Origin of the sequence: Vibrio sp. 14G-20 (genome assembly GCF_026241515.1) — a bacterium.
GTDB lineage: Bacteria > Pseudomonadota > Gammaproteobacteria > Enterobacterales > Vibrionaceae > Vibrio.
The window spans coordinates 132,082-157,872 of sequence record NZ_JAPHPW010000002.1 but is presented as its reverse complement, the minus strand read 5'-3'; the positions used below and the strand labels follow the sequence as shown (position 1 = coordinate 157,872).

General features: G+C 43.1%; 21 protein-coding genes. 9 read left to right on the top strand and 12 right to left on the bottom strand.

The window, feature by feature from the left end:
• Positions 1-25: 25 nt before the first annotated feature.
• From OQJ75_RS02285 to OQJ75_RS02260, 6 genes are all read left to right on the top strand, one after another.
• Positions 26-238 (top strand): DUF1656 domain-containing protein, encoded by a 213-nt coding sequence (locus OQJ75_RS02285; protein WP_010429574.1) that lies wholly within the window; start codon positions 26-28, stop codon positions 236-238.
• Positions 239-248: 10 nt separating this feature from the next.
• Entirely contained in the window at positions 249-1,115 is an 867-nt protein-coding gene (locus tag OQJ75_RS02280; RefSeq protein ID WP_265970730.1) for an HlyD family secretion protein, read from the top strand.
• A gap of 9 nt (positions 1,116-1,124) precedes the next feature.
• Positions 1,125-2,480: an FUSC family protein gene (locus OQJ75_RS02275; protein WP_265970731.1), complete on the top strand. Its 1,356-nt coding sequence runs from the start codon at positions 1,125-1,127 to the stop codon at positions 2,478-2,480.
• A gap of 322 nt (positions 2,481-2,802) precedes the next feature.
• Complete coding sequence (locus OQJ75_RS02270; protein WP_265970732.1) at positions 2,803-4,461, top strand: hypothetical protein; 1,659 nt, start codon at positions 2,803-2,805, stop codon at positions 4,459-4,461.
• 130 nt (positions 4,462-4,591) lie between these two features.
• Positions 4,592-6,676 carry a carboxylesterase family protein gene (locus OQJ75_RS02265; protein ID WP_265970733.1) on the top strand — a complete coding sequence of 695 codons (2,085 nt, stop codon included), beginning with the start codon at positions 4,592-4,594 and terminating at the stop codon, positions 6,674-6,676.
• A gap of 83 nt (positions 6,677-6,759) precedes the next feature.
• Positions 6,760-8,217, top strand: coding sequence for a phospholipase D family protein (locus OQJ75_RS02260; protein ID WP_265970734.1), 1,458 nt, complete (start codon positions 6,760-6,762; stop codon positions 8,215-8,217).
• 102 nt (positions 8,218-8,319) lie between these two features.
• Here the strand turns inward: OQJ75_RS02260 and OQJ75_RS02255 are convergent, their stop codons facing one another.
• From OQJ75_RS02255 to OQJ75_RS02225, 7 genes are all read right to left on the bottom strand, one after another.
• A complete protein-coding gene (locus tag OQJ75_RS02255) occupies positions 8,320-9,201 on the bottom strand; it encodes an aspartate/glutamate racemase family protein (RefSeq protein ID WP_265970735.1) in 882 nt (293 codons plus the stop codon).
• 111 nt (positions 9,202-9,312) lie between these two features.
• Positions 9,313-11,031: an autotransporter assembly complex protein TamA gene (locus OQJ75_RS02250; RefSeq protein ID WP_265970814.1), complete on the bottom strand. Its 1,719-nt coding sequence runs from the start codon at positions 11,029-11,031 to the stop codon at positions 9,313-9,315.
• 198 nt (positions 11,032-11,229) lie between these two features.
• Positions 11,230-12,516 (bottom strand): DEAD/DEAH box helicase, encoded by a 1,287-nt coding sequence (locus OQJ75_RS02245; protein WP_265970736.1) that lies wholly within the window; start codon positions 12,514-12,516, stop codon positions 11,230-11,232.
• 201 nt (positions 12,517-12,717) lie between these two features.
• Positions 12,718-13,458, bottom strand: coding sequence for a DUF1223 domain-containing protein (locus tag OQJ75_RS02240; protein ID WP_265970738.1), 741 nt, complete (start codon positions 13,456-13,458; stop codon positions 12,718-12,720).
• Positions 13,459-13,610: 152 nt separating this feature from the next.
• Positions 13,611-13,799 carry a hypothetical protein gene (locus tag OQJ75_RS02235; RefSeq protein WP_017059812.1) on the bottom strand — a complete coding sequence of 63 codons (189 nt, stop codon included), beginning with the start codon at positions 13,797-13,799 and terminating at the stop codon, positions 13,611-13,613.
• Between the two features lie 312 nt (positions 13,800-14,111).
• Positions 14,112-15,113 (bottom strand): TerC/Alx family metal homeostasis membrane protein, encoded by a 1,002-nt coding sequence (locus OQJ75_RS02230; protein WP_265970739.1) that lies wholly within the window; start codon positions 15,111-15,113, stop codon positions 14,112-14,114.
• Positions 15,114-15,674: 561 nt separating this feature from the next.
• The gene (locus OQJ75_RS02225) at positions 15,675-17,414 is read right to left on the bottom strand and encodes a bifunctional metallophosphatase/5'-nucleotidase (protein WP_265970740.1); all 1,740 of its coding nucleotides are present in this window, start codon (positions 17,412-17,414) and stop codon (positions 15,675-15,677) included.
• A 238-nt stretch (positions 17,415-17,652) separates the two neighbouring features.
• Here OQJ75_RS02225 and OQJ75_RS02220 point away from each other — a divergent pair, with 238 nt between their 5' ends.
• Entirely contained in the window at positions 17,653-19,419 is a 1,767-nt protein-coding gene (locus OQJ75_RS02220) for an ATP-dependent endonuclease (RefSeq protein WP_265970741.1), read from the top strand.
• A gap of 177 nt (positions 19,420-19,596) precedes the next feature.
• Here the strand turns inward: OQJ75_RS02220 and OQJ75_RS02215 are convergent, their stop codons facing one another.
• Positions 19,597-20,091 (bottom strand): DUF1097 domain-containing protein, encoded by a 495-nt coding sequence (locus OQJ75_RS02215; RefSeq protein ID WP_017631155.1) that lies wholly within the window; start codon positions 20,089-20,091, stop codon positions 19,597-19,599.
• Positions 20,092-20,295: 204 nt separating this feature from the next.
• Entirely contained in the window at positions 20,296-21,201 is a 906-nt protein-coding gene (locus OQJ75_RS02210) for a LysR substrate-binding domain-containing protein (RefSeq protein ID WP_010429535.1), read from the bottom strand.
• Positions 21,202-21,460: 259 nt separating this feature from the next.
• On the opposite strand from OQJ75_RS02210, the gene focA reads away from it, so the two are divergent.
• Positions 21,461-22,912, top strand: a complete 1,452-nt coding sequence (gene focA / locus OQJ75_RS02205; RefSeq protein WP_265970742.1) for a formate transporter FocA — start codon at positions 21,461-21,463, stop codon at positions 22,910-22,912.
• 393 nt (positions 22,913-23,305) lie between these two features.
• Here the strand turns inward: focA and OQJ75_RS02200 are convergent, their stop codons facing one another.
• The 3 genes from OQJ75_RS02200 to OQJ75_RS02190 form a co-directional block, all read right to left on the bottom strand.
• Positions 23,306-23,875, bottom strand: a complete 570-nt coding sequence (locus tag OQJ75_RS02200) for a YceI family protein (RefSeq protein WP_017059819.1) — start codon at positions 23,873-23,875, stop codon at positions 23,306-23,308.
• Positions 23,872-24,411 carry a cytochrome b gene (locus OQJ75_RS02195; protein WP_017067366.1) on the bottom strand — a complete coding sequence of 180 codons (540 nt, stop codon included), beginning with the start codon at positions 24,409-24,411 and terminating at the stop codon, positions 23,872-23,874. The genes OQJ75_RS02200 and OQJ75_RS02195 overlap by 4 nt, the downstream gene beginning before the upstream one ends.
• A gap of 153 nt (positions 24,412-24,564) precedes the next feature.
• Positions 24,565-24,810, bottom strand: a complete 246-nt coding sequence (locus tag OQJ75_RS02190) for a DUF2164 domain-containing protein (RefSeq protein ID WP_017059821.1) — start codon at positions 24,808-24,810, stop codon at positions 24,565-24,567.
• A 290-nt stretch (positions 24,811-25,100) separates the two neighbouring features.
• Between OQJ75_RS02190 and OQJ75_RS02185 the strand changes: the two genes are divergently transcribed.
• A complete protein-coding gene (locus tag OQJ75_RS02185; protein WP_017631160.1) occupies positions 25,101-25,733 on the top strand; it encodes a hypothetical protein in 633 nt (210 codons plus the stop codon).
• Positions 25,734-25,791: the final 58 nt, after the last annotated feature.

The window sequence follows — 25,791 nt, the reverse complement described above, 5'->3', positions numbered from 1 at the left end:
CATCAAACAAATAGAGAACAGAACCATGAACACAATGCCACATGAACTTGTGTGGGGTGAAGTCTACTTCCCACCGCTGTTATTGGTTATCGCACTGGCTTACATACTGACAATGCTAACAGGGTCAATCGCTACAAGGTTTGGCCTTCATAAGTACGTCGCCTTTCCTGCAATAGCAGAACTGAGCTTGATCGTGATTTTTACTGGCGCTATCGGCCATTTTATTACAATTTTTTGAGGCACTTACTGTGATCAAACGTTATCTCATCACACTTTTATTATTGGCTGCTGCGGGATCTGTGGTTTATAGCTATTACCAATCATACTCAAGTAACCCATGGACCAGAGACGGGCAAGTTAGCGCTTATATTGTCTCGATTACACCTCGAGTCACGGGTCAAGTGATTGAAGTGCATGTCGAAGACAACTCGAAAGTAAAAAAAGGCGATCTTCTTTTTGAAATCGATCCGAGTATTTACAAAGCGACCTACAGAAAAGCACTTGCGACTCAAAAACAAGCGTTTGCCCTACTCGCCAAAGCCAAAAATGAAGAACAACGCGCGTTGAATTTAGAGAAAAGAACGCCCGGTGCTGTGCCCGTTCTTACTCTAAACAACTTAAACAACGCAGTAGAAACTAGCACCGCGAATGTGGAACTGGCAAAAGCTAACGTAGAAGAAGCACATCTAAACCTTGAGTACACCAAGGTATACGCGCCTACTAACGGCTACATCACTAATCTGAGCCTACGCGTGGGCTCTCAAGTTGTCGCGAATTCACCTGTGGTTGCGTTAATTGATGAAGATAGCTTTTGGATTGAAGGCTATTTCAAAGAGACAGATTTAGTCGGCGTCGACGCTCAGGACACGGCCTATGTGACCTTAATGATGCACAACAATGTTCAGCTAGAAGGACATATCAAAAGTATTGGTTTTGGTATCGCGAAGCAAGACGGCAGCACAGGTAATGATTTATTGCCAAACGTGAATCCAAACTTCCAATGGATACGTTTAGCTCAACGCATCCCTATCAAAGTTAAGTTAGACAAAATACCAGAAGACGTGCAACTACGTGTTGGTATGACTGCCTCGATTAAAATAATCAAAAATAGCTAGGTGATTCTTATGTTCACTGCATCGACTAAAGACGCGATTAAAGCCGCACTATCTATCGTTATCGCAATCTGCCTAGCGTTGTGGTTTGGTTGGGAAAAACCGTATTGGGCTGCGATAGCCGTGGCAGTGATGGCATTGAATGAGAGTTTCGCCCATGCAATAAACAAAGGCCATAACCGGTTAATGGGAACCTTGTTAGGAACCAGTTATGCCTTTTTCCTTATCGCCATATTTTCTCAAGATCGCTTCTTGTTTCTTACTTTTTTCACCCTATTTCTTGGCGTATGTATCTTCATGTCGAGCGATGAAAAGTACGGCTATATCTTTTCAATAGGATTTGCCGTGTGTTCGATTGTTGCTTGCATGGGCGGGTTTGATAGCCAAACCACCTTTCACTTTGCTGTACTTCGACTTCAAGAAACACTACTAGGTGTTGTTGTGTTCTCGATTGTGTATCGCATCGTTTGGCCTGTGAATACAGAACTCAACTTTGTACAACGTTTCGAAACCAGTAAACAAGCCTTGCTAGATGCAATGGAAAATACAGACGACATCGACATTGCCGCACTTGAAAGCAATACCGCAAATATTGATAAGCTGTATCAACTTTTAGATCTGCCACTGACCGGAAGTTACCACCTTAAAGAGAACATCCAAACATGGCGTTTGCGTGTCGATGAAATGGCACATATCCAAGATACATTACTCAAACAAAGTAACAGCGAATCAAACTTGGGTATCCAATGGGCAGTTCTTACTCATAACTTGAAGACGTTCGATGTGTTAACACCAGATCAATCTCTGGTTGAGGGTGAACTCAAGGTAATGGGCGATCAAAAAGAAGTGTCTTGGCATCATGCTCATCGCACATTTGTTGAACATTTGAATGAAGATCGGCGAAAAGTGCTGCAAGGCGTGTCGATGTTTATCACATCGCTGTTGATTTGGATTTATCTTCCAGTGCCGGGCGGTTTTATATTTCCTATGTTAGCCGGTGTATTCTCTTCTATGGTGCCGACCATGCCACCAAGCGTTATTAAGGATGCCTTTTATGGCGTATTGGGCACAGGATCGGTGATTCTGTTGCAATACATCTTTGTGATGCCATTAATGACAGAGCTATGGGAGTTGGGACTGTTCTACTTCCTTAATATTATGGTGATATGGAAAGTGTTCGCGACACCTAAGCTCATGATACATAGAATTTTGGGTATCAACTTATTGGTTGTTCTTACATCTGGTGCTCTCAACCTCACACCGACATATAGAATAGAAACGCCACTATTGATGCTAGTAAATATTATGATCATTTTGATGATAGCCAAGCTGTTTACTGATCTATTTAGAGTGAAGATAACCGCTTAAAACTCAATACATTTACCACTACAACAACACGGCCTGCAAAGTTTTTTACTAAGCAGGCCGTTTTTTATCTGATTAAAACACATACAAATCATAACCTTAGTATCAAAATTAACTAAAGTAGGATAGCGTCCATCAAACGCGATTAACGCGATCTGTCACATACTCTTAAAATCCTCTCATTGATTGACGCAATGCATTTTTAGTCGCGACATTCACACTAGCAATCCTAATGGATAAATACATAACAACTGAACACGAAGTTCAGTTTTACATCGACTGTATGAGCCTCGAAGGTTTGAGGTTACTCAGCGTGGAATCCGTCATGAGTTTTTTTGAAATACGCACCAGCGCCTGTAAGACCCATACTCTTTCTGTGTTAGCGAGCGCCCTATTACTTACCACACCCACCTTTGCGTCAGCAGCAGAAACCAAGACTTACAGCGAAGTCATGGAAAAAGGTCGAGCACTGTTTGACAAATATGGCATCAGTCATGATTTACCAAAGCTAGCAATCAGTTCACTCGTACAGGGCGAACACCTAGTTGAACACGCACATCGTACACTGCAAATTGGTGATGAAGTTCGTGACTCAAGCGTCTATCTCGTTAAAAACACCGACACTAAAGGCAACATCGATCTTCGCATCAAATATAACCCAGAAGAGCTGGATGATAACGAAAACCTACTCGATGAAATAGAAGCCTTCACACGTACCGAATATCGTTTACGTGACTATGCAGAAAGCTTTGATTCATCTTCGGTTCGCGTAAAAGAAATTGACGATAACAAAGTAATCATCAGCTTCGATTATTCGAAGTATGGACTACCTCAAGACATCGCATATTTCCGTTTTTTGAATGTCAACATTGAGTTAGTCAACGGTCAACCAAAACGCATGCTGATCAGCAATGAAAAGCCGTTTAAACACCACATATACAAGGTAGAAAGCTATAAGCAAGAGATTGAGTTTCACACTTTACCGTCGGGTAAGTTAGTCATCGCGAGTAAAACAACTGAAGTCGTTGGTACAACCAAGAACAAACCAGTGAAGATGACAAGCATAATCGAGCCAGTCGCGTTTTATGAAGACGATAACGGCATACAGGTGCTTAACGAAGCAAGGCTTCAAGAAGTATCAGACCCAAGAATGTTAGAGGCAAGCGTAAAACTAGACCGAGTCTTCCCTTTAATGGGTGATATGGTCCGTCGTAAAGGTATCGATATGCCACTTCCATTCGGTGTATCCGTAGCTTATCGCAACCAAGACATGGACATTCCAATGACTGATTACGTGATTGGTGGTGTGCGCTTGAATGACTTATTTGACCCGGAAGATAGCGTTGCGACGGTAAAAGCGGAAAGCCTTTCGATACGCGGTGACGTAAATATCCTGCCATTCTGGAATGTATTCGGTTATGTAGGAAAGGTAAACGTTGATGCGAACGTGGATGCCTCTTATACCGGCGCAGCAGGTGAATACTTAAGAGACAAGCTCAATGATCGATTTGATGGCGCAGGTGACCTGCTTTGTAACAAAGTTTCAGCTCTGTGCAACCGTGGTCGTTTAAATGTTCCACTTCATCTCGAGTATGACTTACGCGGTATGGGTACAACACTGTCCGTTGGTTACAAAGAGTTCTTTGCTTCTGTTACTGGCACTTATTCACAAACCCGTCTTAAAGGATTAGACGACTGGGGCGATGGCATTGTTACGGTTCAACCTATGTTGGGTTACCAATTAGTCGATTATCGAGCTCAGTTTTTCGTTGGCGCTGAATATCAAGGTTTAAATTCACGTATGCAAGGCACCGTAAAAACCGATGACATCGAATTTGATTATGACGTTGGTGTCGACATCGATCAGTGGGCATTCCTAACAGGGGTTAACAAACAGATCGGCAAGCATTACAACATGACTGTGTTGTACAACAAAGGCGAAACTCGTTCGGCTGTAACGCTGAATCTTGGCTACCGATTCTAGTCACCGAACTTTGATTACCAGCCCTGCTCTTAAAACCAGGTTGTTCTTGATAAGAAATTTTGTAGCTCTGTTATCTAAGTAGATGACGATGAAACAGACTACGCCGAATACTATTGTGGAAACTCTTTTTATGACTATTGCATACCGCTCTATGATCGCCCTTACTATTGCTGCTGCGTTAGCAGGTTGCGATACTGATACTGCCCCTACAGTTCCATTGCCAGACAAACCAGAACCGTTAGTTCCGGCACCTGCTGAACCTTTTACCGCTCAAATCGGTGACGTAACGATTAAAGCGACCAAAGAAGAACTGGTTATTACTTCAAATACCGAAGACAACAAACTGGCTTCTGTTGAGTCTTTTAAAGGTATTAAATTTGCTGAGGCAGAGCGCTTTGAGCACAGTGAACTTATCGATCTTGGGACTGACATTGATGCGACTGCGTTCGGTGATGCTTGTCCTCAATTGCAAAACGTTTCACAGACACAATCTGAAGACTGTTTGAACCTTAACATTTGGCGTCCAGTAGGCGTAGATGCTGATGCAGACCTACCGGTTTATGTATTCATCCACGGTGGTGACTTTGAATATGGCTCAGGTTCTGAAGCACTTGTGTACGGTGATACCGTGGTTGCTCAAGGAAGCGACGATGGTAAGCCTTTCATCTATGTAAGCTTGAACTACCGTCTTGGTCAGTTAGGTACTCAATGGATTAAAGGCGCAAACGAAGATGGCAACTATGGCTTAGGTGACCAAAAGCGTGCCTTGGAGTGGGTACACAATAATATTGCTGATTTCGGTGGTAATGATCAAAACGTAACCGTCATAGGTCAAGGCTCCGGTGCTATGTCTATTGGTTTCTTGCAACAGGATGACGATATTGCAGGTCAATATTTCCAACGTGCCATCATGCAGAGTAACCCTTATGGCTTTGAGTATCCTAGTTATGACGTGGCTAAGGACCGCAACAATGACTTTGACGTAGACACTTCGATCGACGAAATCATGGCGTCACAAGAAACGACTTTGAATGGTATTGAACAGCTTAAGAATTGGTTGTTAGGTTCTTTGCAAATCCCAATTCTGAGCCCAACAGCAGATGAGACTCCAATGTCAAACCTGATGCCTTTTGCCCCATACATATTGTGTGAAAAAACTAGTTTTCTTGGTAGCTGTAGCGAATCAGCAAAATCACCAATGCAAGCAGGCTTCTCAGTACCTACTGTCCTCGGTGAAAATGCACATGAAGCGAACAGTTTTGGCATGCTCTTTACTGCAACGTTCTTGATTCCGACAGTCATAGAACTACTAACAAATGATGAACCTGAACTACTTACTAATGAAGATCCCGCAAAGCTTGCTCTAGTTATGCTTAATTGGTTAGAAGATGAAAACAACATCGTTCTTCTGCAACAAAAACTATCTGAGCGAGCAAGTGATGAAGTTTCAGCAGAGCTTGCATTACCAAGCAGTGCTTACAGCGCAGTAACGGGTTTATTTTATGGTGCCAAGCTAGAAGGTGATGTAGCTGAAATGATTGGATGTATTGATTCCAATGATATTGCGGGTACCGTAGGTTGCTTGGTTGATATTGTTGATATCACAAGCCACCAACAAACCCAAGATATTCTGGCTCTAACCGATTACTACCCTAACTCAGAAGCAACTCTGGGCGGCGCAACAGCGAACATGAAGCAATTTAAAACCTTGCTAAATGACACCTTGTTCAATGGTCCAGCTCGTCACATGGCAGCAAACAGCGGAGTAGAAGCAACGCTATACCACTTTGAGCACAAACCAAGCTTTAACATGTGGAACTACAATACCTTGCTAAATGGTGAGCTATCTATTATCGATTTATTTAAAACTATTGGTTGTATCAGCGGTACATGTAACGGTTCAGAACTGCCGTTTGTGTTTAACAAAGCCGTGCGTTTTGATGGAGGTGAAGTAAATCCATCAAGCAAGGAAAAAGCACTAATGAATGAAATGTCGCGTCTTTGGTTTAGCGATGAATTGTTCCAGAACGACTACCAATACAACAATACAACCGACAATGTGCTTGTAATTGATGGTGCAGGATTCAGCGAAAACAGTACTACCTTCGACTGGGACTATGTCACAAACCCAGGTGTTGATCCAAAGCTTCGTGAAGGTCGCTTAAGCGGTCTAGAAGATCAAGCTCTTATGCCTTGGCAGTGGTACCTAAACTAAACGTACTCACCCCCCTTCTACTGTAACGGCCAGCTCGCTGGCCGTTTTTATATCCAAATTTTACGTTCAAACGCAGGTTAGTTATGACACTTAGCAAACTAAAAACAGCATACACAATGATGTTGATTGCTTTGGTCACAGGATGTGCCCAACCTTATCCCGATGTTGAACCTGACTTCGAAGCAAACTGGCAAAGCACGGAACACCAATCAGAAGTGTACCTGATCCCGACTGCGCCAGAAGCCTTCGCTCGTCGTATCGACCTTGTTCGCCAAGCACAACACTCGATTGATATGACTTACTTCTCTTGGGAACGTGACACGCTTGGTTTGATGCTTCTAAACGAGCTAAAGCAAGCGGCAGATCGTGAGGTTCACGTTCGACTGACCTTAGATGACCTAATGGTTTTTAATGATAAATGGCTAGCGGAATTGGACTCACACCCCAATATTGAGATTCGACTGTTCAATCCTTTTGAGTCACGTAAAGCGGGCTGGATTGGTCGTGCGTTCAACTTCTCCACTCATCAAAAACAACTGGATAATCGGCTTCACGAGAAGTACTTCAATGTTGATCATCACTCGATGATTTTAGGCGGAAGAAACATCGGTAATGATTACTTTGGCTATAGCGAGAATGCCAACTTCTTTGATATGGACGTTTTGTTTCGAGGTGACGTAATCGCGTCTTTCGACAACAATTACCAAGCGCTTTGGGACAGCCAATATGCCGTGCCAATTCAAGAACGAATCAAAGTCAAAGAACAAGGCCAATACAAAGCGTTTACCAAGGCAATAAATAAAGGTGAGAAGAATAAAAAGCCGATCACTTCCAATGTTGAGCAACAGATAGATCGCCTAAGCGAACCAAGGTTTATTGAAGCATCGGTAACGCCTTTATTTGATTCATTAGAGAAGCTCAATGACAACAAGCCCTACTTTCGTCAACGTACAGAGCACTTAATGAAGCAAAAAGTACCGACACCTTCTAAGGCTGTTATTTCTACGCCTTACATGGTGCCAAGCGATAACCAGTTTGTATTCATCGATGCCCTCAAAGAGCACCAAGCCGAAGTCACCTTACTGACGAATTCATCGGCCTCCAATGATTCGGGCTTTGTGCCTGCGTATTACGAAAAGCACCGCCAGACTTTACTCGACAAGGGCATAAGTATCTACGAGTACAAAAGCCAAGCTATCAATGATGACCACTACTTTCATGTAGATACTTACTACCACAACAAGACAGTAATTTTAGACGACCGTGTCACCTATATTGGTTCTTCTAACTTCGACCCGAGATCAGATTTTCTTAACGTGGAGTTTGGTGTGTTGATTGACAGTGAAGAGTTTGCGAAGCAAGTGACACACTACTTAACGCGTCAGAAAGAGGATTTGTTCTGGGCTGTGTCGCGAGAACAATCAGGTGAGACTACCTGGGCTTCAGGGGAAAAAATCCACACTAAGAACCCGAACTACAGTTCATGGAACAAGGTACCGGATTGGTTATTTCGAAAAATGAATGGCGAGTTCGAGCTTTAAGTGTCGAGCTTCGAATTTTAATTTTTAATCTTCCACCAGTCCAAATGCAAAAAAGCCGCGTAATTCGCGGCTTTCTCATGTTTCAAATAGACGTATCTGAGCTTACAGACGGTAGGTCATCGCTCTTTTGGCTACGTAGTTCACCATATCAAGCGTTGTGAAGATCGAATTAACATCGTTAATGTCGTAATCCACATGTCCACGCTCAACATACTCCTCTGCGAGTCGATAAATATCAACGACACGCTCAGCTACCGCTTCCATAGGATCTATAAAAGTGACGGTTGGAAATGCCATTTCAAGTTGCTTTCTAACCAAAGGAAGTTCCGTGCATCCCAAAATAACCGTATCAACCCCCTTTCCTACGATGCTTTGAACCGCAATAGCAAGAAGTGCCGCATTACGGTCAAACTCGCCTGCTTTAATGCCGTTGGTCTCTCGGATTGCTTGTCCACATGCGCTCATCTCGCCCGTCACTTCGCCATAGATAGCGCTATGAACGTTATGTTCTTGCTCAAAAGCATCTGGCTTAACGAATACGAGGTTGGCGTCAGTTAGGTAACGGTCATAGATTCCCGAATTGTATGTGCCGTTAGTACATAAAATACCGACAATAGATTCAGGATTCTGCTCTTTGATTTGATCAACCGTAGTTTGAAGCATATCGACGATATAAACATTGGTATGTTTTTGAACTTCAGGCCTGAAATAATGAGCGGTGTTGCAGGTCATAACGCCAAATTGAACGTTCGCGTGTTCTAAAATGCACGCTGATTCAATTAGCTCAGGAACAGGGTCGATACCGCCTTCGTTAATGGCTTCAGAGCGGTCTGGGATATCTGAATTTTTAACCACAATCATGGCCATGTGGTCTTGGTCTTTTAGTGCGCCGTGTTCTATCTCTTTTTTGGCGACGATATCTTGGAACAGAGCATCCGCTTCAGGGCCCATGTTACCAAATACACCAAATCGTACCTTTTTCATTGTTTTTACCTTTGTGTTTGCTAGAGCACAAAGGTTATTACACTCTGTCGATTTGCTTGAATCCCATTGGATGGACCGTATCCTCGCAAAAGCTTAAACAACATACGAATATTAGAATTGAGTCCCCAAGGAAAAGTGAATACGAAACTCATCGCCTTGAGGCGCATCTAACCCGTAAGCAAAATCGAGTTTCACAGGCACCAATTGTGAGTTCCAAATCAGACTAAGGCCTGTACCGCGCTTCCAATCCGCTTCATCATCATACGCATCACCAACATCGAGAAATGCGCCTATCCAAATTGAGCGGTAAACCTGATGTTGGTACTCAAGCCCTGCTGTTAGCATATAACGTGCACCTGTTAATTCACCGTTGTCATCTTTTGGAGAAATCGATTCATAACCATAGCCTCGTAAGTTCCCATCGCCACCAGCAAAAAAACGCAGTGACGACGGTACATCCGACAACGATTTAGCTATGTTAATGCCGACATTTGAACGGAAATGAAGCTTCTGGCTTTCGCTAATATCCCACGAAAGCACGCTGTTTCCTTCCAACCGCAACAACCTTGAATCAGAGAACAAACTAGGCTCAGAATACTCAACAGAGTAGATGTGTCGATGATTGAGCTCCAATTGATCATTTTTACGATCAACCTGAGAAAAGCTGATGCCAGGTAACAGCAATTGTGATTGGTCTTCCTCAGAGGCCTGATGGTACTGTTCATGCAAGTATTTGACGTAAATGGTGCTTTGCCAATCGCTGTCTAATTGCCAGTAACGTTCGAACTTAAGATCGTTTGAAAGGCTATTGGTGTCTCGATGATCAATTCGTTTTGATTCAAACTGAATACCAAAGTAATCGGTCGTCACTTTCTCTGTGGGGATTTTGTACCCTAGCTGCAGTGATTGCTCTTGTTCAGACAAATACGTCTGTGTTTCAAAGCTGTGGCCTCTCCGGTTATACCAAGGCTTTGACCAGTTTAAAGACGCTCTTAAACCGAGATCGGTAGAGTAACCGCCACCCACCTGCACAATGTCACGAGAGCTTGGTTCAGCAATAATCTCAATTGGCACTTCTAGATTGTCATCAAGATGATTAAAGTCACCGTGTACCACGACACTGCGAAACCACTGAGTTTCAAACAAGTCAGACTGCAGCTCGCCCAACTTAATCGTGTCAAAGTCGTCCCCTTGTTTGAATATGGGAATTTTCTCGATACGCGCAGGCTCAACACCATCATCAGGAATGCTGATGGCGCCAAACTTGTAGCGTGGGCCACTAGAAAAATGCAGGTGAATATTGGCGATGTTTTCGCTAGGAATCACCTCAATCTTTGACTCGATAAACCTACCGTCAAAATAACCTTTCCGCTTTGCTAAAGAGAAAATCGCCCGTTTAGTTTGGTCGTATTCTTGGTGAGATAATGGAGAGCCTGAATCTAACTTACTTTGCGTGAGTATTTTGATGAACTCTTCGTCTTTACTCGCTTCACCTGTGACTTTTACAACCGATTCTGCAATGTACATGACAGGGCCAGAATCGACGTTCAAGGTGAGGTTATCACTGTCATCAAGTTTGAGTTCTATCTGAGGATGATAGTAGCCATAAGGGTTGAGCGCGTCTTGAACCCGTTTCAATAACTTAGTATGGGATAACTGGGAAGCTGGGACATCAACCAAAGGTTCTAAGTATAACTCTACATTTTCAGTGAGAGTTTTGTTCAGCCCTTCAACCTTAAAGTCTGCGCCTATCGCTGCGGGGTGACTAACCATGAAGAGTGAAGCTGCCAATATTACTTGTTTAATCGAGGTCTTCACGCCGTTACCCAGTTGCTTAGAACCCGAATAGGTTATGAGCAAAACGTGAAATCACTGAATCTCATATGAAGGACGTAACCCTACGAACAAACTTGGCTCATTTTGAATACCAGCACAACGTTACTCTAGCTACTTACACTCCTCATATTACAAACACAAAAAAGGCGCAATTAAGCGCCTTCAAAATATCGATTATTTACTGAATCACTATCAGTTGTTTTTCAGCCACACATCTTGGTTTTGTGCTGCTTTCTTCTTTTTCTTCTTACCTGTGCCAGCCGGTGGCGCAACAGGTTTTAGTGCAGCGATAAGTTCAGCTGTCGCTTCTTCATCCACTTCAAAGCCTTCAATTTGCTCACGCTCAAGACGAATCTTGTTCTTCTTCTCGATGATTTTGAAGTGGTGGTAATCTTCGTGATCGATCAGAGATAACGCTAGGCCAACCTCACCCGCACGACCACTTCGGCCAATACGGTGCATGTAGTCTGATGGGCTACGCGGTAAATCAAAGTTGATTACCACTGGAAGCTTCTCAATATCCAGACCACGTGCCGCAATGTCTGTCGCGATAAGAACGTCAATCTCGCCAGATTTGAAATCTTCTAGGATACGAGTACGTGAACCTTGTCCTTTATCGCCGTGGAATACTTCTGCGATGATGCCGCGCTTGTAAAGCTTGTCTGCTAGGTGCTCACAGCTGTTCTTCGCATTAACGAAGATCAGAGCTTGGCGCCATTCGTGTTGTTGGATTAGGTGTGCGAGTAACGCTGTCTTGCGACCTTTTTCTACTTCGAATACACGTTGAACCAGTGTGCTCGCATTGGCACTTTGAAGTTGAACTTCAATTGGATCGCTTAGTAGTTCGTGAGTCAGCGTTTGAACTTGCTCTGGGAAGGTCGCAGAGAACAATAATGTTTGTTTCGTGCTCGGCAATAGCTTCAAGATTGCATCAAGTTCTTCGGTAAAGCCTAGGCTCAGCATTCGGTCAGCTTCATCAAGCACTAACGTTTTTACTTTGTCTAGCTTGATTGCGTTGCTCGAAATTAGGTCGAGTAGACGACCTGGCGTTGCCACTAAGATATCAGTGCCGCCACGTAATGCCTGCATCTGAGTATTTACCGATACACCACCAAACACACAAACCGTTTTAATCGCGCCATTGAAATGTACAGCGTAAGATTTAACGCTGTCAGCCACTTGCTTAGCAAGTTCACGAGTAGGAACCAAGATAAGGCCAGAAACAAAGTTACCTTTGCCTGAACGACGGTCCAGAGGGGCATCTTCATGGATCTGTTGTAAAAGTGGAAGTGCAAATGCTGCGGTTTTACCTGAACCTGTATTTGCGCCTGCAATTAAATCGCGTCCTGCTAACACACTTGGAATAACTTGCGCTTGGATAGGCGTTGGCTGTTGGTATTCAAGCTCAGTTAGACGAGCCATCAAAGGAGAAATTAAGCCAAGATCAGAGAAGTTGGTTGGTGCTGTGGTGTTAGTCATTAATTGCAGAAACTCAAAGCTAAAATAATAGCGCGCTATATTAACGTATTTCAGCAGTATTACGTAACTAAATCGCCCTTTCGCTTCTATTTCACCGATTAATACTAGTCAGAAAGCAAGCTATCGATGTGAGAACCTCGATACTAGCCCTACCTACTTCGCCTAAGTGTATTCCAACTAAGCAATTGTCGTGGTTGGCACTTAGTTCAGCCACCCTGCTACCGTTTGTTCCGGCACATACGAGTTAGGCTCGGTTAACCACACGGCCACGGCATCTGGCGTGGCGACTAATGGATCAAAGTCGACATTGAATTGCCATTTGGATTCGCCGCGTTGGTAACCATCGTAAACCACCACAAAATCATGCTCGAGTTTCTTACCTTTGTTCTCACCTGCTTTAACGCTAGTGACTTCGTTCATCGCCAATAAGGCAATATGAGCCACATAATCCCCTTTGTCTTCGTAACTTACACTGAACGTATCGCCTTTATGATTGACGGTTAACTTAGGGTTACTTTGTTGTTGGAGCGAAGGGAGATTTCTATCGAGCCAATTAAAGTAACCGCGCCACTCTTTTCCATCGACCACAAACCCAGGCGTATAAACCCCACTGGTTACACCATAAGCTTTATACAAACGTTGCTTCTGACTGAACGCTTTGCTCGCAAACTTATCTCCCCAACCGAGGTAATCCCAGTAATCGACGTGATACGCAAGCGGGATGACTTGTGTCCAGAGTGCTGGATCATCTTCAAAAGTACTGAGGTAGGCATCAGCAGGTGGACAACTCGAACAACCTTCAGAGGTGAACAGTTCGATAACCTGCGCAGGTTGCCCTTCGTTACTCCAGGTTTGTGCATTCGACACTGAAGAATAGAAGCCGATCGGTAAGGCAAATAAGCAGAGTTTGATCAATGATGTGTTGTGTTTGGCGTGTGACATACCGTGATCCTCATAGAAGCTACTTATCTAAAGACCGCGATACTTAACGTTTTCTTTCAAATACAAATTGTTTCAGATACAAAAACGCCAGCTGGAGTAGCTGGCGTTTTTTTAATTCTGTCTTTCTTTTATTCTATGCGTTTACGCTGAGATTAACGGTTGATACCGATATCGCGTTGCATGTGACCAGATAGATCGCTCGCGTAGTAACTACGTGGAGAGTTATCTACGAAAAGAATATCGAAAATGTGTGCAATCAATCCTTTGAAGTTAACCGAGTAGGTCTTCTTATCCATAGAGTTAGGAACAGCGATAGTATTCATTTGTACTGCTTGAGCCATGATTGCCTCTCTATAAATTTGTTTGTGTGTTTCGTTCTGATGACAAGAATAATAGGTGATCTTTTGCAGGTTAAAAAATGACTAAAACTGGTTGTTCAGATTAGTTTTTCTAATAAAACAAACCATTAACAACACCACGAAATACATATGCACGATACGTGAGTATAAATTCAACATAGTGTTTAAATCATGCATTTAGTACAAATACCCCGCAAACAACAGTGGCCAATGTCACAGAAATTTTACATAAATAAATTTCCCGCTTCATCGACCACCTATCTCTTATCGAGTTTTCGATAAGTTATATTTGTTTTAATTTACTTGTTCAATGTCTGGCTTCTTTGCATAAATCGACGCTATAACCGCAATCGTCATCGTTGAAATCAGCACCGCTAAAGACCAGTAGGTTGGGATAGCCCATTCGCTGTCGACCAGTAGCATTTTCACACCAATGAAGACCATGATGAATGCCAGTGCTGGCTTCAAGTAGATGAACTTATCCATCATGCCTTGAAGTACAAAGTACAACGAGCGAAGACCAAGTAACGCAAACACGTTTGCAGCCAATACTAAGAATGGCTCTCGCGTAACGGCGAAAATTGCAGGGATAGAGTCCAGTGCAAACATGACGTCCATGACTGCGATAGCACCAATCACCAACATCATTGGTGTCAGTACCCATTTGGTACCCTGCTTAATCATTAGTGCTGGGCCATGAAAGTCTTCTGTTACTGGCATGATTTTGCGAAGTAGCTTTTCAGGCAGTGTATTCACACTCTCTTCTTCGCCTTTGTCTAACGCCAGTTTAATACCAGTACCAATCAAGAACGCTGCAAACACGTAAAGCACCCAGTGGTATTCCGCCAATAGTTGCGCGCCTAGTGCGATCATAATTGCACGAAGCACCAATGCGCCAATTACGCCCCAAAGAAGCGCACGAGGTCGTAGATGCTCAGGAACTTGGTATTGAGCGAAGATCATCGCGAATACAAACAGGTTGTCTACGCTCAGTGACTTCTCTAGCAAGTAACCGGTAATGAATGACACTGTTGCTTTTTGCGCTGTGTAGTCGCTATTAGGCGCGTAAATGTCCCAAAATAGGTAGATAGAACCTGCAAACAAAAACGCAAGTACAAACCAGAAAACGCTCCAGATTGCCGCTTTCTTGATAGTGACGTTGCCACCACGAGTCTGATAGATATCAATAGAGACAAGAATCACCGTCAGCAGGAAAAAGCCCGCATAAGTCGTCATGATCGGCGATGAAAAAAAGGATTCACTATTTGTAGCTAATAGAGATTGAGTTGAGTTCATTATTCCTCCGGGCGGAAGAACTGTACAAAGACCTTCCGCAAACAAAGCATATCAAGCTCCATTACGGATCTTGACTGTGATTGCGTTGGTCTCGTTGAAGTGAAATATGGGATTTCACCTTTACATACCGGATAGACACTTGGCCTAACGAGATGACGATATGTAAACTTGCGCTAACTACTCCCCAAACGCGTGGATAATAATCCTCTGATTGTGTTTCGTCTATATAAATTTGCACGGAAAAAGCAAAAAAGGAGCAATCTGCTCCTTTTTTATTTCTTTCACTTACGCTTAGTATGCGTGTATTGATAATAAGAATACTGCGACTGTTCAAAAGCTAGTCTTATCCAGCAAGCAGAACCATTACAAACCTGTAGTAGGCACCAAATACACTAACGCTGACCAAACTGATACCCAACCGACAACCGCTACCGCATCTAACCAATTTTTCTTATCCATGCATATCTCCACAAGAAGGCGACCTGCAGAGATGAAGCATAAACAATGCCAATTTTATAAATAACCCAACGTCATAACATTAAGCATCAGCATCAGTTGTGGTTATCTAAAACATTCCATGCAATTTAACGGTTCATTGTGTTGAAGCGACTCTGGGTGGTCTTGTAGAAACTCGATGAAGCAGTCTGCCATAGAGTCAGTGGTGACCGTGCCATCACCTATCATGTCCAACACGGCGTTATAGCCCTCTTTCCCTTTCATTGTGTAGGCTGAAGACGCGCCACGGTAAATATGGCTGCGAGAAACAGCTTGCCACCCCGATTCTTCAGAGTGGATTTCTAGATGGTGAATCCTATGTCCTATAGGCGCTTCTTTGTGGTAACAAAACCTCAGGTTATGCGTATAAGGAAAGCTACCTGAACCTGTGCCTACAACGCCATTATCCAGCGCGTTATTGATTGCGCCTTCAAGCATGCCAGCGATCGTTTCACCTTTAACTTCATACACACCAATGGGTACGGCAAACGGTAGTAGTTTTCCGGCAATATCAGCAACCGAAACATCGCCGCTATTAAGTGAGTTTCTCACCCCTCCAGAATTATGGATCGCAAAGTCTACCTGGTGGCCTTTCTTGTTCATCAAGTAATGGAATGACTGAGCAACCAAAGGCGCGAGTTGGCTTGGTCCTTTCTCATCAGGGATACGCACATGGCGTAGTTTAGTATCTGCATGAGCAATGACTTGCTGCTGAAGTTTACGAACTCTAGGTTGATACTTGTCCGTCAGAATGCTTTGTAATTCAGGATCTTTCTTACACACTGCAATATTAGGGTGATTGTTCAAAAACACACACGCCATATCGTGGGCATCGTCTTGCCCGACTTCACTGAGTTTCGCGTCTATAAAGAGTCGACGACCTAATAAAAGTTCGTTCTTACCGTTAAAGTGCGTCACTTTGCCTTTTGCATCGAACTCAATTTCACAGTGGCCTAAGCTCATTGCGTGGAAACCGGCTTGTACAACATAGGTATCGCCAATTTTTACGCCGTAGTCATCATCTTTCACTAAGCCGATATCCGAGAAATCACCTTGCAAGCGGTGACTATGACCACCAACAATCACGCCGATGCCTTTCACATTCGCAGCTAGCTCTAAATCAGCTTCATAACCCAGGTGACTAAGCAGCACTATCTTGTTAATACCAGTTTGGTGAATTTGTTCTATCGTTGCTTTTGCCGTTTCTAATGCGTTTTCAAACGGTGTATCAATATCTGGGTTAGCGATACCTGACATCTTGTCGATGCTTAAGCCGAAAATGGCAACTTTCTCGCCATCAAACTCTTTCGTTATAAAACAAGCACTGCGTGTTTTCGTCAGGTAAGGCTTAACAATGTCGTTGTCTGCTAAGGTATGAGTTTTATTGATATCCTCATTCGATAGATTCCAGTTACCGGCCAACAGCGGGAATTTGATTCTTTTCGCGAAAATCGCCACGGGTTCATTACCCATGTCTAGCTCATGATTACCAAGTGTCATGGCATCAATATTAAGTGCATTCAACAGATCGGCGTTGGCTTTCCCCTTGAACAGAGAAAAGTACAAAGTGCCTTGAAAGCAGTCCCCAGCATGCAAGAACAGGGTTCCAACCTTTTGTCGCTGGGCATCTTGTTCTATTTGTTTAAAGCGCGTTGAAATTCGAGCAAAGCCACCAGCACTGACATAAGGTTCAATGATGTGGTTATTCATTTTAAGTGATAGCTGTAATGAGGTTGGTTCGAAGTATGAGTGGGTGTCGTTGATGTGTGCCAACACTATTTTGGTCGGCTTATTCTTTTTAGTCATATTTTCTTCTCTCTTTGTCCCTTCATACTAGGTCGAGAATCATGACAGAATCGTGAATTTTATGAAACTGCACTGCAAAAAAATACTCGAGATAGATCAAAAATCTCATTTTGCACCGTATAAATAATCAATGGGTTTTGTGACCGATGAGCATACCGAATTGGTGATTTTCGATTATGATTAAAGATATCTGTTAGCTTTCAAACAATTAGCAGAGCCTTCCGTTAGGAGTAAGCCTATGCAACTAGAAAGAATCGAGATTTCTGGCTTTCGAGGTATCAAGCGCATGTCACTCGCGTTTGACGAGCTAACCACGCTTATTGGTGAAAATACTTGGGGTAAGTCTTCATTATTGGATGCCCTATCCGTCGTTCTTCCCTCAGACGGTGTGCCATATCACTTTGAAATGACCGATTTTCATGTCGATTACTCCGTCTCACACCCACAGTCTCAACATCTTCAAATTGTTCTCGCATTAAAAGCTAACGACAAGAGCGAACTTAACGCAGGCCGTTATCGCAAACTCAAACCTATTTGGGTTCAAGATGAGTTTGGCGTATTTCGCATCTATTATCGAATTAGCGCGACGTTGGAACAATATGAGACCACCACACATTACGCGTTTCTTGGTTTGGACGGTAATCCGCTCAAGCTTCATCATTCTGAAAAACTCGCTCAAGAATTAATGACCTTACATCCCGTCATCCGTTTGCGTGATGCAAGGCACTTTGATCGTCCTTTCAACAGTAAAACAATCAATCAGAATGCCGTTGTTAATGTTGGTTCTAATGGAGACTCCAACGTCAGCTCTAATGGAATTGGGAACGGTAATCACGCCAACAATGGCAGTGCTGTTAACTCTAGCGGAAATGGAAACGGCAACGGAAATGGACGTCAGGCTAGAATAGAAAAACGCATTGATAATACCTGTCGTCGCTTAATGGCAATCCCTGGTCATGTTAATAAAGGCGAAATGCGCAGTAGCCTTGATTCGATGCAGAGTTTGATAGAGCACTACTTCTCTTTTAAGAGTAATTCTCGTCGTAACCCAAGAAAACAGAGGGATGGCTTATTGTATTCTGCTGGTGCTAATGATCAGAGTATTCATCAGCTCGTCGAAGAAACGAAAAATAAACAAACTCGCTTATTATTCATGGGGTTACTGAACGCTTACCTACAGGCTAAAGGGCCAAATGACTTAAGACGATGTGCGCGCCCTCTTTTGATCCTAGAAGATCCCGAAGGTCGATTACACCCAACCCACTTGGCAAGGGCTTGGAGTTTGATGCAGAAATTGCCTATGCAGAAAATCCTAACCACTAACAGTGGCGATCTACTCGCAGCTGTGCCTTTACAATCGATTCGTCGATTGGTTCGTCAGTCCGACAAAACCATCGCGAATCAACTCAACATGAATCACTTCAGTAAAGATGAACTTCGTCGAATTGGTTTCCATATTCGCTTTCACCGTTCAGGAGCACTGTTTGCGCGTTGCTGGCTATTAGTAGAGGGGGAAACCGAAGTTTGGCTGTTTAATGAGTTAGCCAACCAGTGCGGATATAACCTTGCAGCGGAAGGTGTGCAAATTATTGAGTTTGCTCAATCGGGGCTAAAAGCGCTGATTAAAGTCGCTCAAGAGTTTGGTATCGATTGGCATGTGGTGACTGACGGCGATGCAGCAGGTAAAAAATACGCAGCGACCGTTTTATCAAAGCTTGGTAATGACCAAGAACGACACCGCTTAACTGAATTGCCTGATAAAGACATAGAACATTACTTGTATATGAACGGCTTCGAGAATTTTTTCCGTGACATGGTGAAGATTCCATACGATCACCCTATCCCTCCTAAGAAAGTGGTCGCCAAGGTATTGAAGAAGCACGCAAAACCTGACCTCGCATTGGCGATAGTTTCTCATTGCGAAAATCAAGGACAAGAATGTATTCCATTATTGCTAAGGTGGACGTTAAAACGCGTAATCACTATGGCAAACGGAAATACCTAAGCAATATTTGTTTTATAGATGCTATCAGTTGCTCTGCTGATGAAATCTTTAGTTTATTGCCTAAACCAAAACAAAAAAGGCACACCAAACGGTGTGCCTGTATAAATCGATATACAAATTAATTGGGGGTTATCTTGCAAGAGTTCACAGTGGCTAAACTAGAGTCAGGTTAACGAATTAAGCCTTTGCCTGTTTAGCGTGTTGTTCAACAACTTCCGAAGATTGAGTCGATTTCTCGTGAAGCCATAGTCCCGTTGCTTTCATCAAGTATCCGAATACACCACCAAGCAGTAAAGATGGCACGACAAGTTGCCAATCGCCACCTGCCGCAAACGTCGCACAACAACCAATAAAGGTTCCTGGGATATAACCTAGCCACGCTTGTTTCGCTTGAATGCACATGAAGAAAGCCACAATAGCAGTAATCACATAGCCTAAAATCTCTAACCCTGCGAAGGTAGAGCTTTCTATAATCACCATTGCCCAGAATACGCCGGTCATGTTAGTTAGTAAGCTACCTGCCAATCCTTTTACACCGCCGGTTGGCGAAGCAAAATAACTGGTGCAACCTAAAAAACCTGCCCATGACAATAAGCCGAAAGAGATAGCTATCCATCCCCATAGACCTGACAAAATACCTGTTGTTAATGAAATCGCGACTAATGTACTCATACTATTTCTAAAGCCTAATTACGCAATTTATCGCAACCGGATTTAGCCTCACTTAAAATCAAGTAAGCATACTATGGGAAGATAGCCCTTGTTTAGCCGATCACGATCACATTAATAATGTATGCAATTGTGCATTTATCACTAGATAGAGACCGGAATCGCTTATTCAACATATTTAGTTATTAGTATTTTATCAAATCTAGGTTAAAGAACCGACCGTTTGCCTTTCATCATGCGCTTACCTTCACGCTTGATACATTCAGCAAGTGGGTTCTCTGCCATGTCAGCGCGCCAAATAAAGGACAAGGTTCTTTCCATTTCCAGCTCAGGAACATTCAACGTCACCAGTTGGCCTGACTCAACAAACTGTTCGACATCTAGATAAGGTAAACACGTTAAATATGGGCCGTTTGCAACCAAACTTCTTAAAACAGGAACGTGTTCATACTCTCGCCAAACATCGAGATCGCCAATTAAATGGTGAATAGAGCTATCAAAAACTTTGCGAGTACCTGAACCATGTTCACGTAATACCCACTTTGCTTGTTCTAATTGTGCCAAGCTTACTCGTTCACGCTTCGCAAACGGGTGATGAGCCGATGCAACCACCGTTAAATGGTCTGTACACCACACTTCTTGGTGAACCCTGTTGTCATCACAACGACCTTCGATAACGCCTAAGTCATATTGATAATCTAATACACCATCAATGACAGCATCGGTACTTTGTACGCCGAGCGAGATTCGCATCTCAGGAAAGTCGTTATCAATAATACTGATGAGATCCGGAACGAGGTGTTCCGCTGGGGTTTGGCTAGCACCTAATTTGAGTTCGCCACTCAACAAATGCTGCTCGTAAAAACCCATCTCAATTTGCTGCGCATCTTGCAGTAAACGCTTCGCTTTTGGTCTTAACCACATGCCCCAATGAGTCAAAGCCATTTGCTTGCCCTGCCTTTCAAACAAAGGCCTGCCGAGCATTTTTTCCAACTGTGCAAGAGACATACTTGTCGCCGACTGAGTCAACGCCAATTTGTCTGCTGCCTGACTAACGCTCCCGGAGTCTGCTACTGCATCAAATACCGCGAGTTGCTTTAATGAATAACGCAAAATTCATCCTTAATGCTTTTAATTATTTGTGTCCTGATGCTCGTTTTTTATAAAGCCGATGAGCAATCAATTTCATTCTACGCGTAACCAAATCTATATCAATAAATTTGATGTGGTTTCTAAAAATTATCAATTTTACCTCTACCCCTCAACGCCCTAATCTGAAATGGCAGGACACAACGAGCCCTGCAAAACATTACTGATTAACCAAGTCATTAACACTAGGAATTACACATGACGGATTGTTCAAGGGGGGGATATGGCAACCAGCACTTCTGAAAATCATCAACTGTTCTCACCAACAGAAATGATGGCGGAAGCAGAAAAGTTTGCATTAAGCAAAGCAAATAAAACCAGCAGCATGACATTGAGTTTGGCAATCATGGCTGGCGCATTCATCGGGCTTGCTTTTCTATTCTACATCACGGTAACCACGGGCAGCGCTGATGCTGGATGGGGATTAAGTCGCTTAGCCGGCGGTCTTGCATTCAGTATGGGTTTGATCTTGATTGTGATTTGCGGCGGTGAGCTGTTTACCAGCTCAGTGTTATCGAGCATCTCATGGGCTAATAAGCAAATAACCTTCACTAAGATGCTGTCTATCTGGGGCAAGGTGTATGTCGGTAACTTTATCGGTGCCATGTTCCTATTGGCTTTAGTAAGCGCCGCAGGCTTATATCAACTGGATAGCGGGCAATGGGGCTTAAACGCTCTAAACATTGCTCAACACAAGCTACACCACAGCCCTGTTCAAGCGTTTGCTTTGGGTGTGCTTTGTAACTTATTGGTGTGTTTAGCTATTTGGTTAACGTTCAGTTCTGCTAACGCAATGACTAAAGCAATGATGACCGTGTTACCCGTTGCAATGTTCGTAAGCTCAGGCTTTGAACACTGTGTGGCGAATATGTTCATGGTGCCACTAGGCATCACGATTCAAGCATTCGCACCAGAAAGCTTCTGGATGCAAATCGGCGCGACACCGGCGCAGTACGCAGACTTAAACGTTGTGCAATTTGTTACCGCAAACTTAATACCAGTGACAATCGGCAACATCGTAGGTGGTTCAGTATTGGTCGGCTTAGCTAATTGGAGTATCTACCGTCGCCCACAACTTAAAGCAGCAAAAATTACCGCTATTACACAAACAACAGAAATTACGTCAGTTAAGGAAATTACTATGAACACAGCAACTACTATCAAGCAAATCATGAACACTCAACCAATTACACTGAGCGTAGAAATGCCAACATCAGTGGCAATTGATTCACTTTTAGACGCGCAACTTGTTAGCGCACCTGTTTGCGATGTTGAAGGCCGTCTAGTTGGTATCTTCTCTGTTCATGACGTAATGGTTGACCTTTGGTGTCAAGATTACATTCCAACTAAAGGCCAGAAAGTCGTAGACCTAATGAGCCGCGACGTTGTGGCAATCGATGCAAACGACAAGCTAGTAGATGTTGCTGAGTTCCTATGCATCGACAAAGAGCAACTGTACCCAACTACAAGTATGGGCTTCGCAACTCGCCTGACTTCTCTTTCTCTAGAAGAGCGTGCAAAAGCGATGAAAGTAAGCCAACCACATATGCTTCCAGTATTGGAAAACGGTGCGATGGTAGGTGTTCTTACTCGCACTGAAGTGATGCAAGCTCTTCGCCCAATCTACGGTGACCGTCTAAACGTAGTACCAAAAGCGGAACTAGAAACGGCTTAACTGGCTAAGGGTTTATCTTACTGTGGCTCAATCTACAGTGGATTAACTTGCAACGGTTTAACTAGGAAACGTGTAGCTAGCGACTGTTTTACTAGGAAGTGATTAGCTAACTAGGACAAGGTTGAACAATTAGGGATTAGTTGTTCTCCTAGAAAATCAGTCATGGCAACGTTGACTGGCTAAAAGTAGATGGTGGCTTAAAGCGCAACTAAAGGTTTGACACAAAACAGATCTAAACGCGTTACCATTTACCATAATAAAAAGGCGCAAAGTGAATACTTTGCGCCTTTCTCTTTTCTAACTGTTGCTTTTGCTTTCTAGGTTTCAGGTATCGATTCAACTTTTGGTGCTACATAAAAGATTGATACCAGCCAGCAATCATCAATAGCTAGATTACTTCTTTACACCTTCAACGTGTAGATCCATGTCTACGTAGCTTGAAGCGCCCATTACTGGAATGTTGAAGTCAGCAAGCTCTAGACGAGTTGTACCAACGAAACCTGCACGCTCACCGCCCCATGGGTCTTGACCAGCACCGATGAATTCAGCTTCGATAACGATAGGCTTAGTTACGCCGTGAAGTTTAAGGTCGCCCATTACTTCAAGTTTTCCGTCGCCTTTATCAACCACTTTTGTACTGTTAAATGTTGCATCAGAGAACTTACCAGCATCAATGAAATCGCCACTACGGATGTGCTTATCACGTTCTGCGTGGTTTGAATCAAGGCTTGTAGTGTCAACTGTTACGTTTACTGTAGACGCTTCAACATTGCTTTCATCAAATGAGAAGTCACCTGAGAACGTGTTAAAACGACCTTGGATAAAGCTGTAACCTAGGTGGCTAACTTTAAAGTTAACTGAAGCATGCGCACCTTTTGTATCAATCACGTAATCAGCGGCGTTCGCAGCGAAAGGCATTGCCATTGCAAATGCTAATCCTGTAGCGATAATTGACTTTTTCATTTTGAAGCTCCTATCATTTTTCGTAGCGTATCGTCTTTGTCGATAACGTGGTGTTTTATCGCCGCTAAGGCGTGCACTGATGCCATAATGATCAGTACCCATGCAGCATAGTAGTGAACCGTACCTGCGAGATCAGATTGGTTTGCAAACAGTTCGCCCATACTTGGTACAGTGAACCAGTTGAATACCTCTATCCCGCGGCCATCTGATGTCGATATCAAATAACCTGAAATAAATAAAACCGCTAAGTTGATGTACATGAAGCCGTGAGCGATTTTTGCTGCTGCCACTTCATAGCTTTTACCTTCCACTTTAGGTGACGCGGTAACTAGTTTCCAAACCAAGCGGATAACAGTAACGGCAGCCAAAAGAATGCCTACCGAACGGTGATAGTCTGGTGCTGTTTTGTACCACTCGCTGTAGTATGAAAGATCAACCATCCACAGACCTACACCAAATAAACCAAATACTGCGAGAGCTGAAATCCAATGCATCGCTCTTGCTAAAGGGTTGTAATTTCTAACGTTGTTGTCCATGCATCTCTTCCGAATGTTAACGAGTAGTGTAGTTTCGAAAAGCGTACCCTACACCAAGTTTGTGTAACATATTATTTACCAAGCTTTACATTGGTAACATCATTTCAAATTAAACGAGTTATTCAAATTATTTGAACAAGTTTGGGCTAAACGTTAGATTTCAACGATCTGTTCGATCTCGTAAAGCTCATCTGAGATATCTAACATTTTACGTTCCATTACTTTTTGGGCGTCTTCTATCCCTTTGTTGTAATAAACCGCCCCAAACTTTTTACTTATGAAGTCGACCAAGAATTCCGTGTCGAACTGGCCGAGCTCCACATCGAGTTCATCTTGGAGGTATTTTTGAAGAGTATGGGTAAGCTCAGACTTTTGCTTCGAATCTAGTTGAATGGTCATGAATGTTTCCAAGTAAAGAGTAAATAAATCCATCGTGAACAGCTGACTAAACTATAATCTAGCTAACTCACTTGTAACTTTGCTGCTAAAGATAGTCTTTCTAACTGATTAGAATTCCTCATAATTTAGAATACAGAACAGCGAAGTGCCAGTGCTATCCATAAAATCGCTCCGCAATCGCTAATTTTGATAGAGGGATCAAGAACTCGCACTTTGGCGATAGGTAATGACACATTAATTACCGTACTATTGCCCATCAATAAGATAGTAACTGTGTATAAGGGACTTCATTGTTATTAGATCTCGTGATTAAAAGCGTCAATCAGTTTCAAGACGATTGTCTTAAACTCTGTGAGCGTCATTATCCTACGGTGCACAACCAAGGGATCAGTGAGCATCACATCGGTAAAGCCTTTGCCCGACGAATGGAACACACCTTCGTAAGCTTTAATCATGCAAGTAACATTAGTCCACTTGAAATGCTCTCCTCTCGAGAAACGCCCCGCCACTTCCGAATCTCTTCTGAAATCGGCACGGTTTGGATGATTAGTCATCATATGGTGAGCGCGGGAAAAACGTGTCGTAAAAAGTTGATGTTAGACATTCATAACTGGCAGCAAGAGTACGGATTCGCCATTCAACCCAATGACGTTTTGATCATTGTTTCTGACCATTGGATAAGCCGAAGTAAAAACAGTGGTGAGTTGTTGCATTGGTGGATGGGAGAACTCCCAGACGAGATAACCGAATACAGCCAACAAGGCATCACGTTAAGAGAGAGTGATTCTCAATTCGCTGCTGATTTAAATAATAACTTTAGAATCAGTCCGTGCTTTATTAAATTTGGTCACCCACTAAAACGGTCAGGGAATCAACAATTGGTTCGTAAATACCTGCAGCTTTATGCCGTACTTCAATGGTAGGGATAATACGGGTCAACTTTTTCATTCAATATTGAAAGCAAATTGTTAGACCTTCATC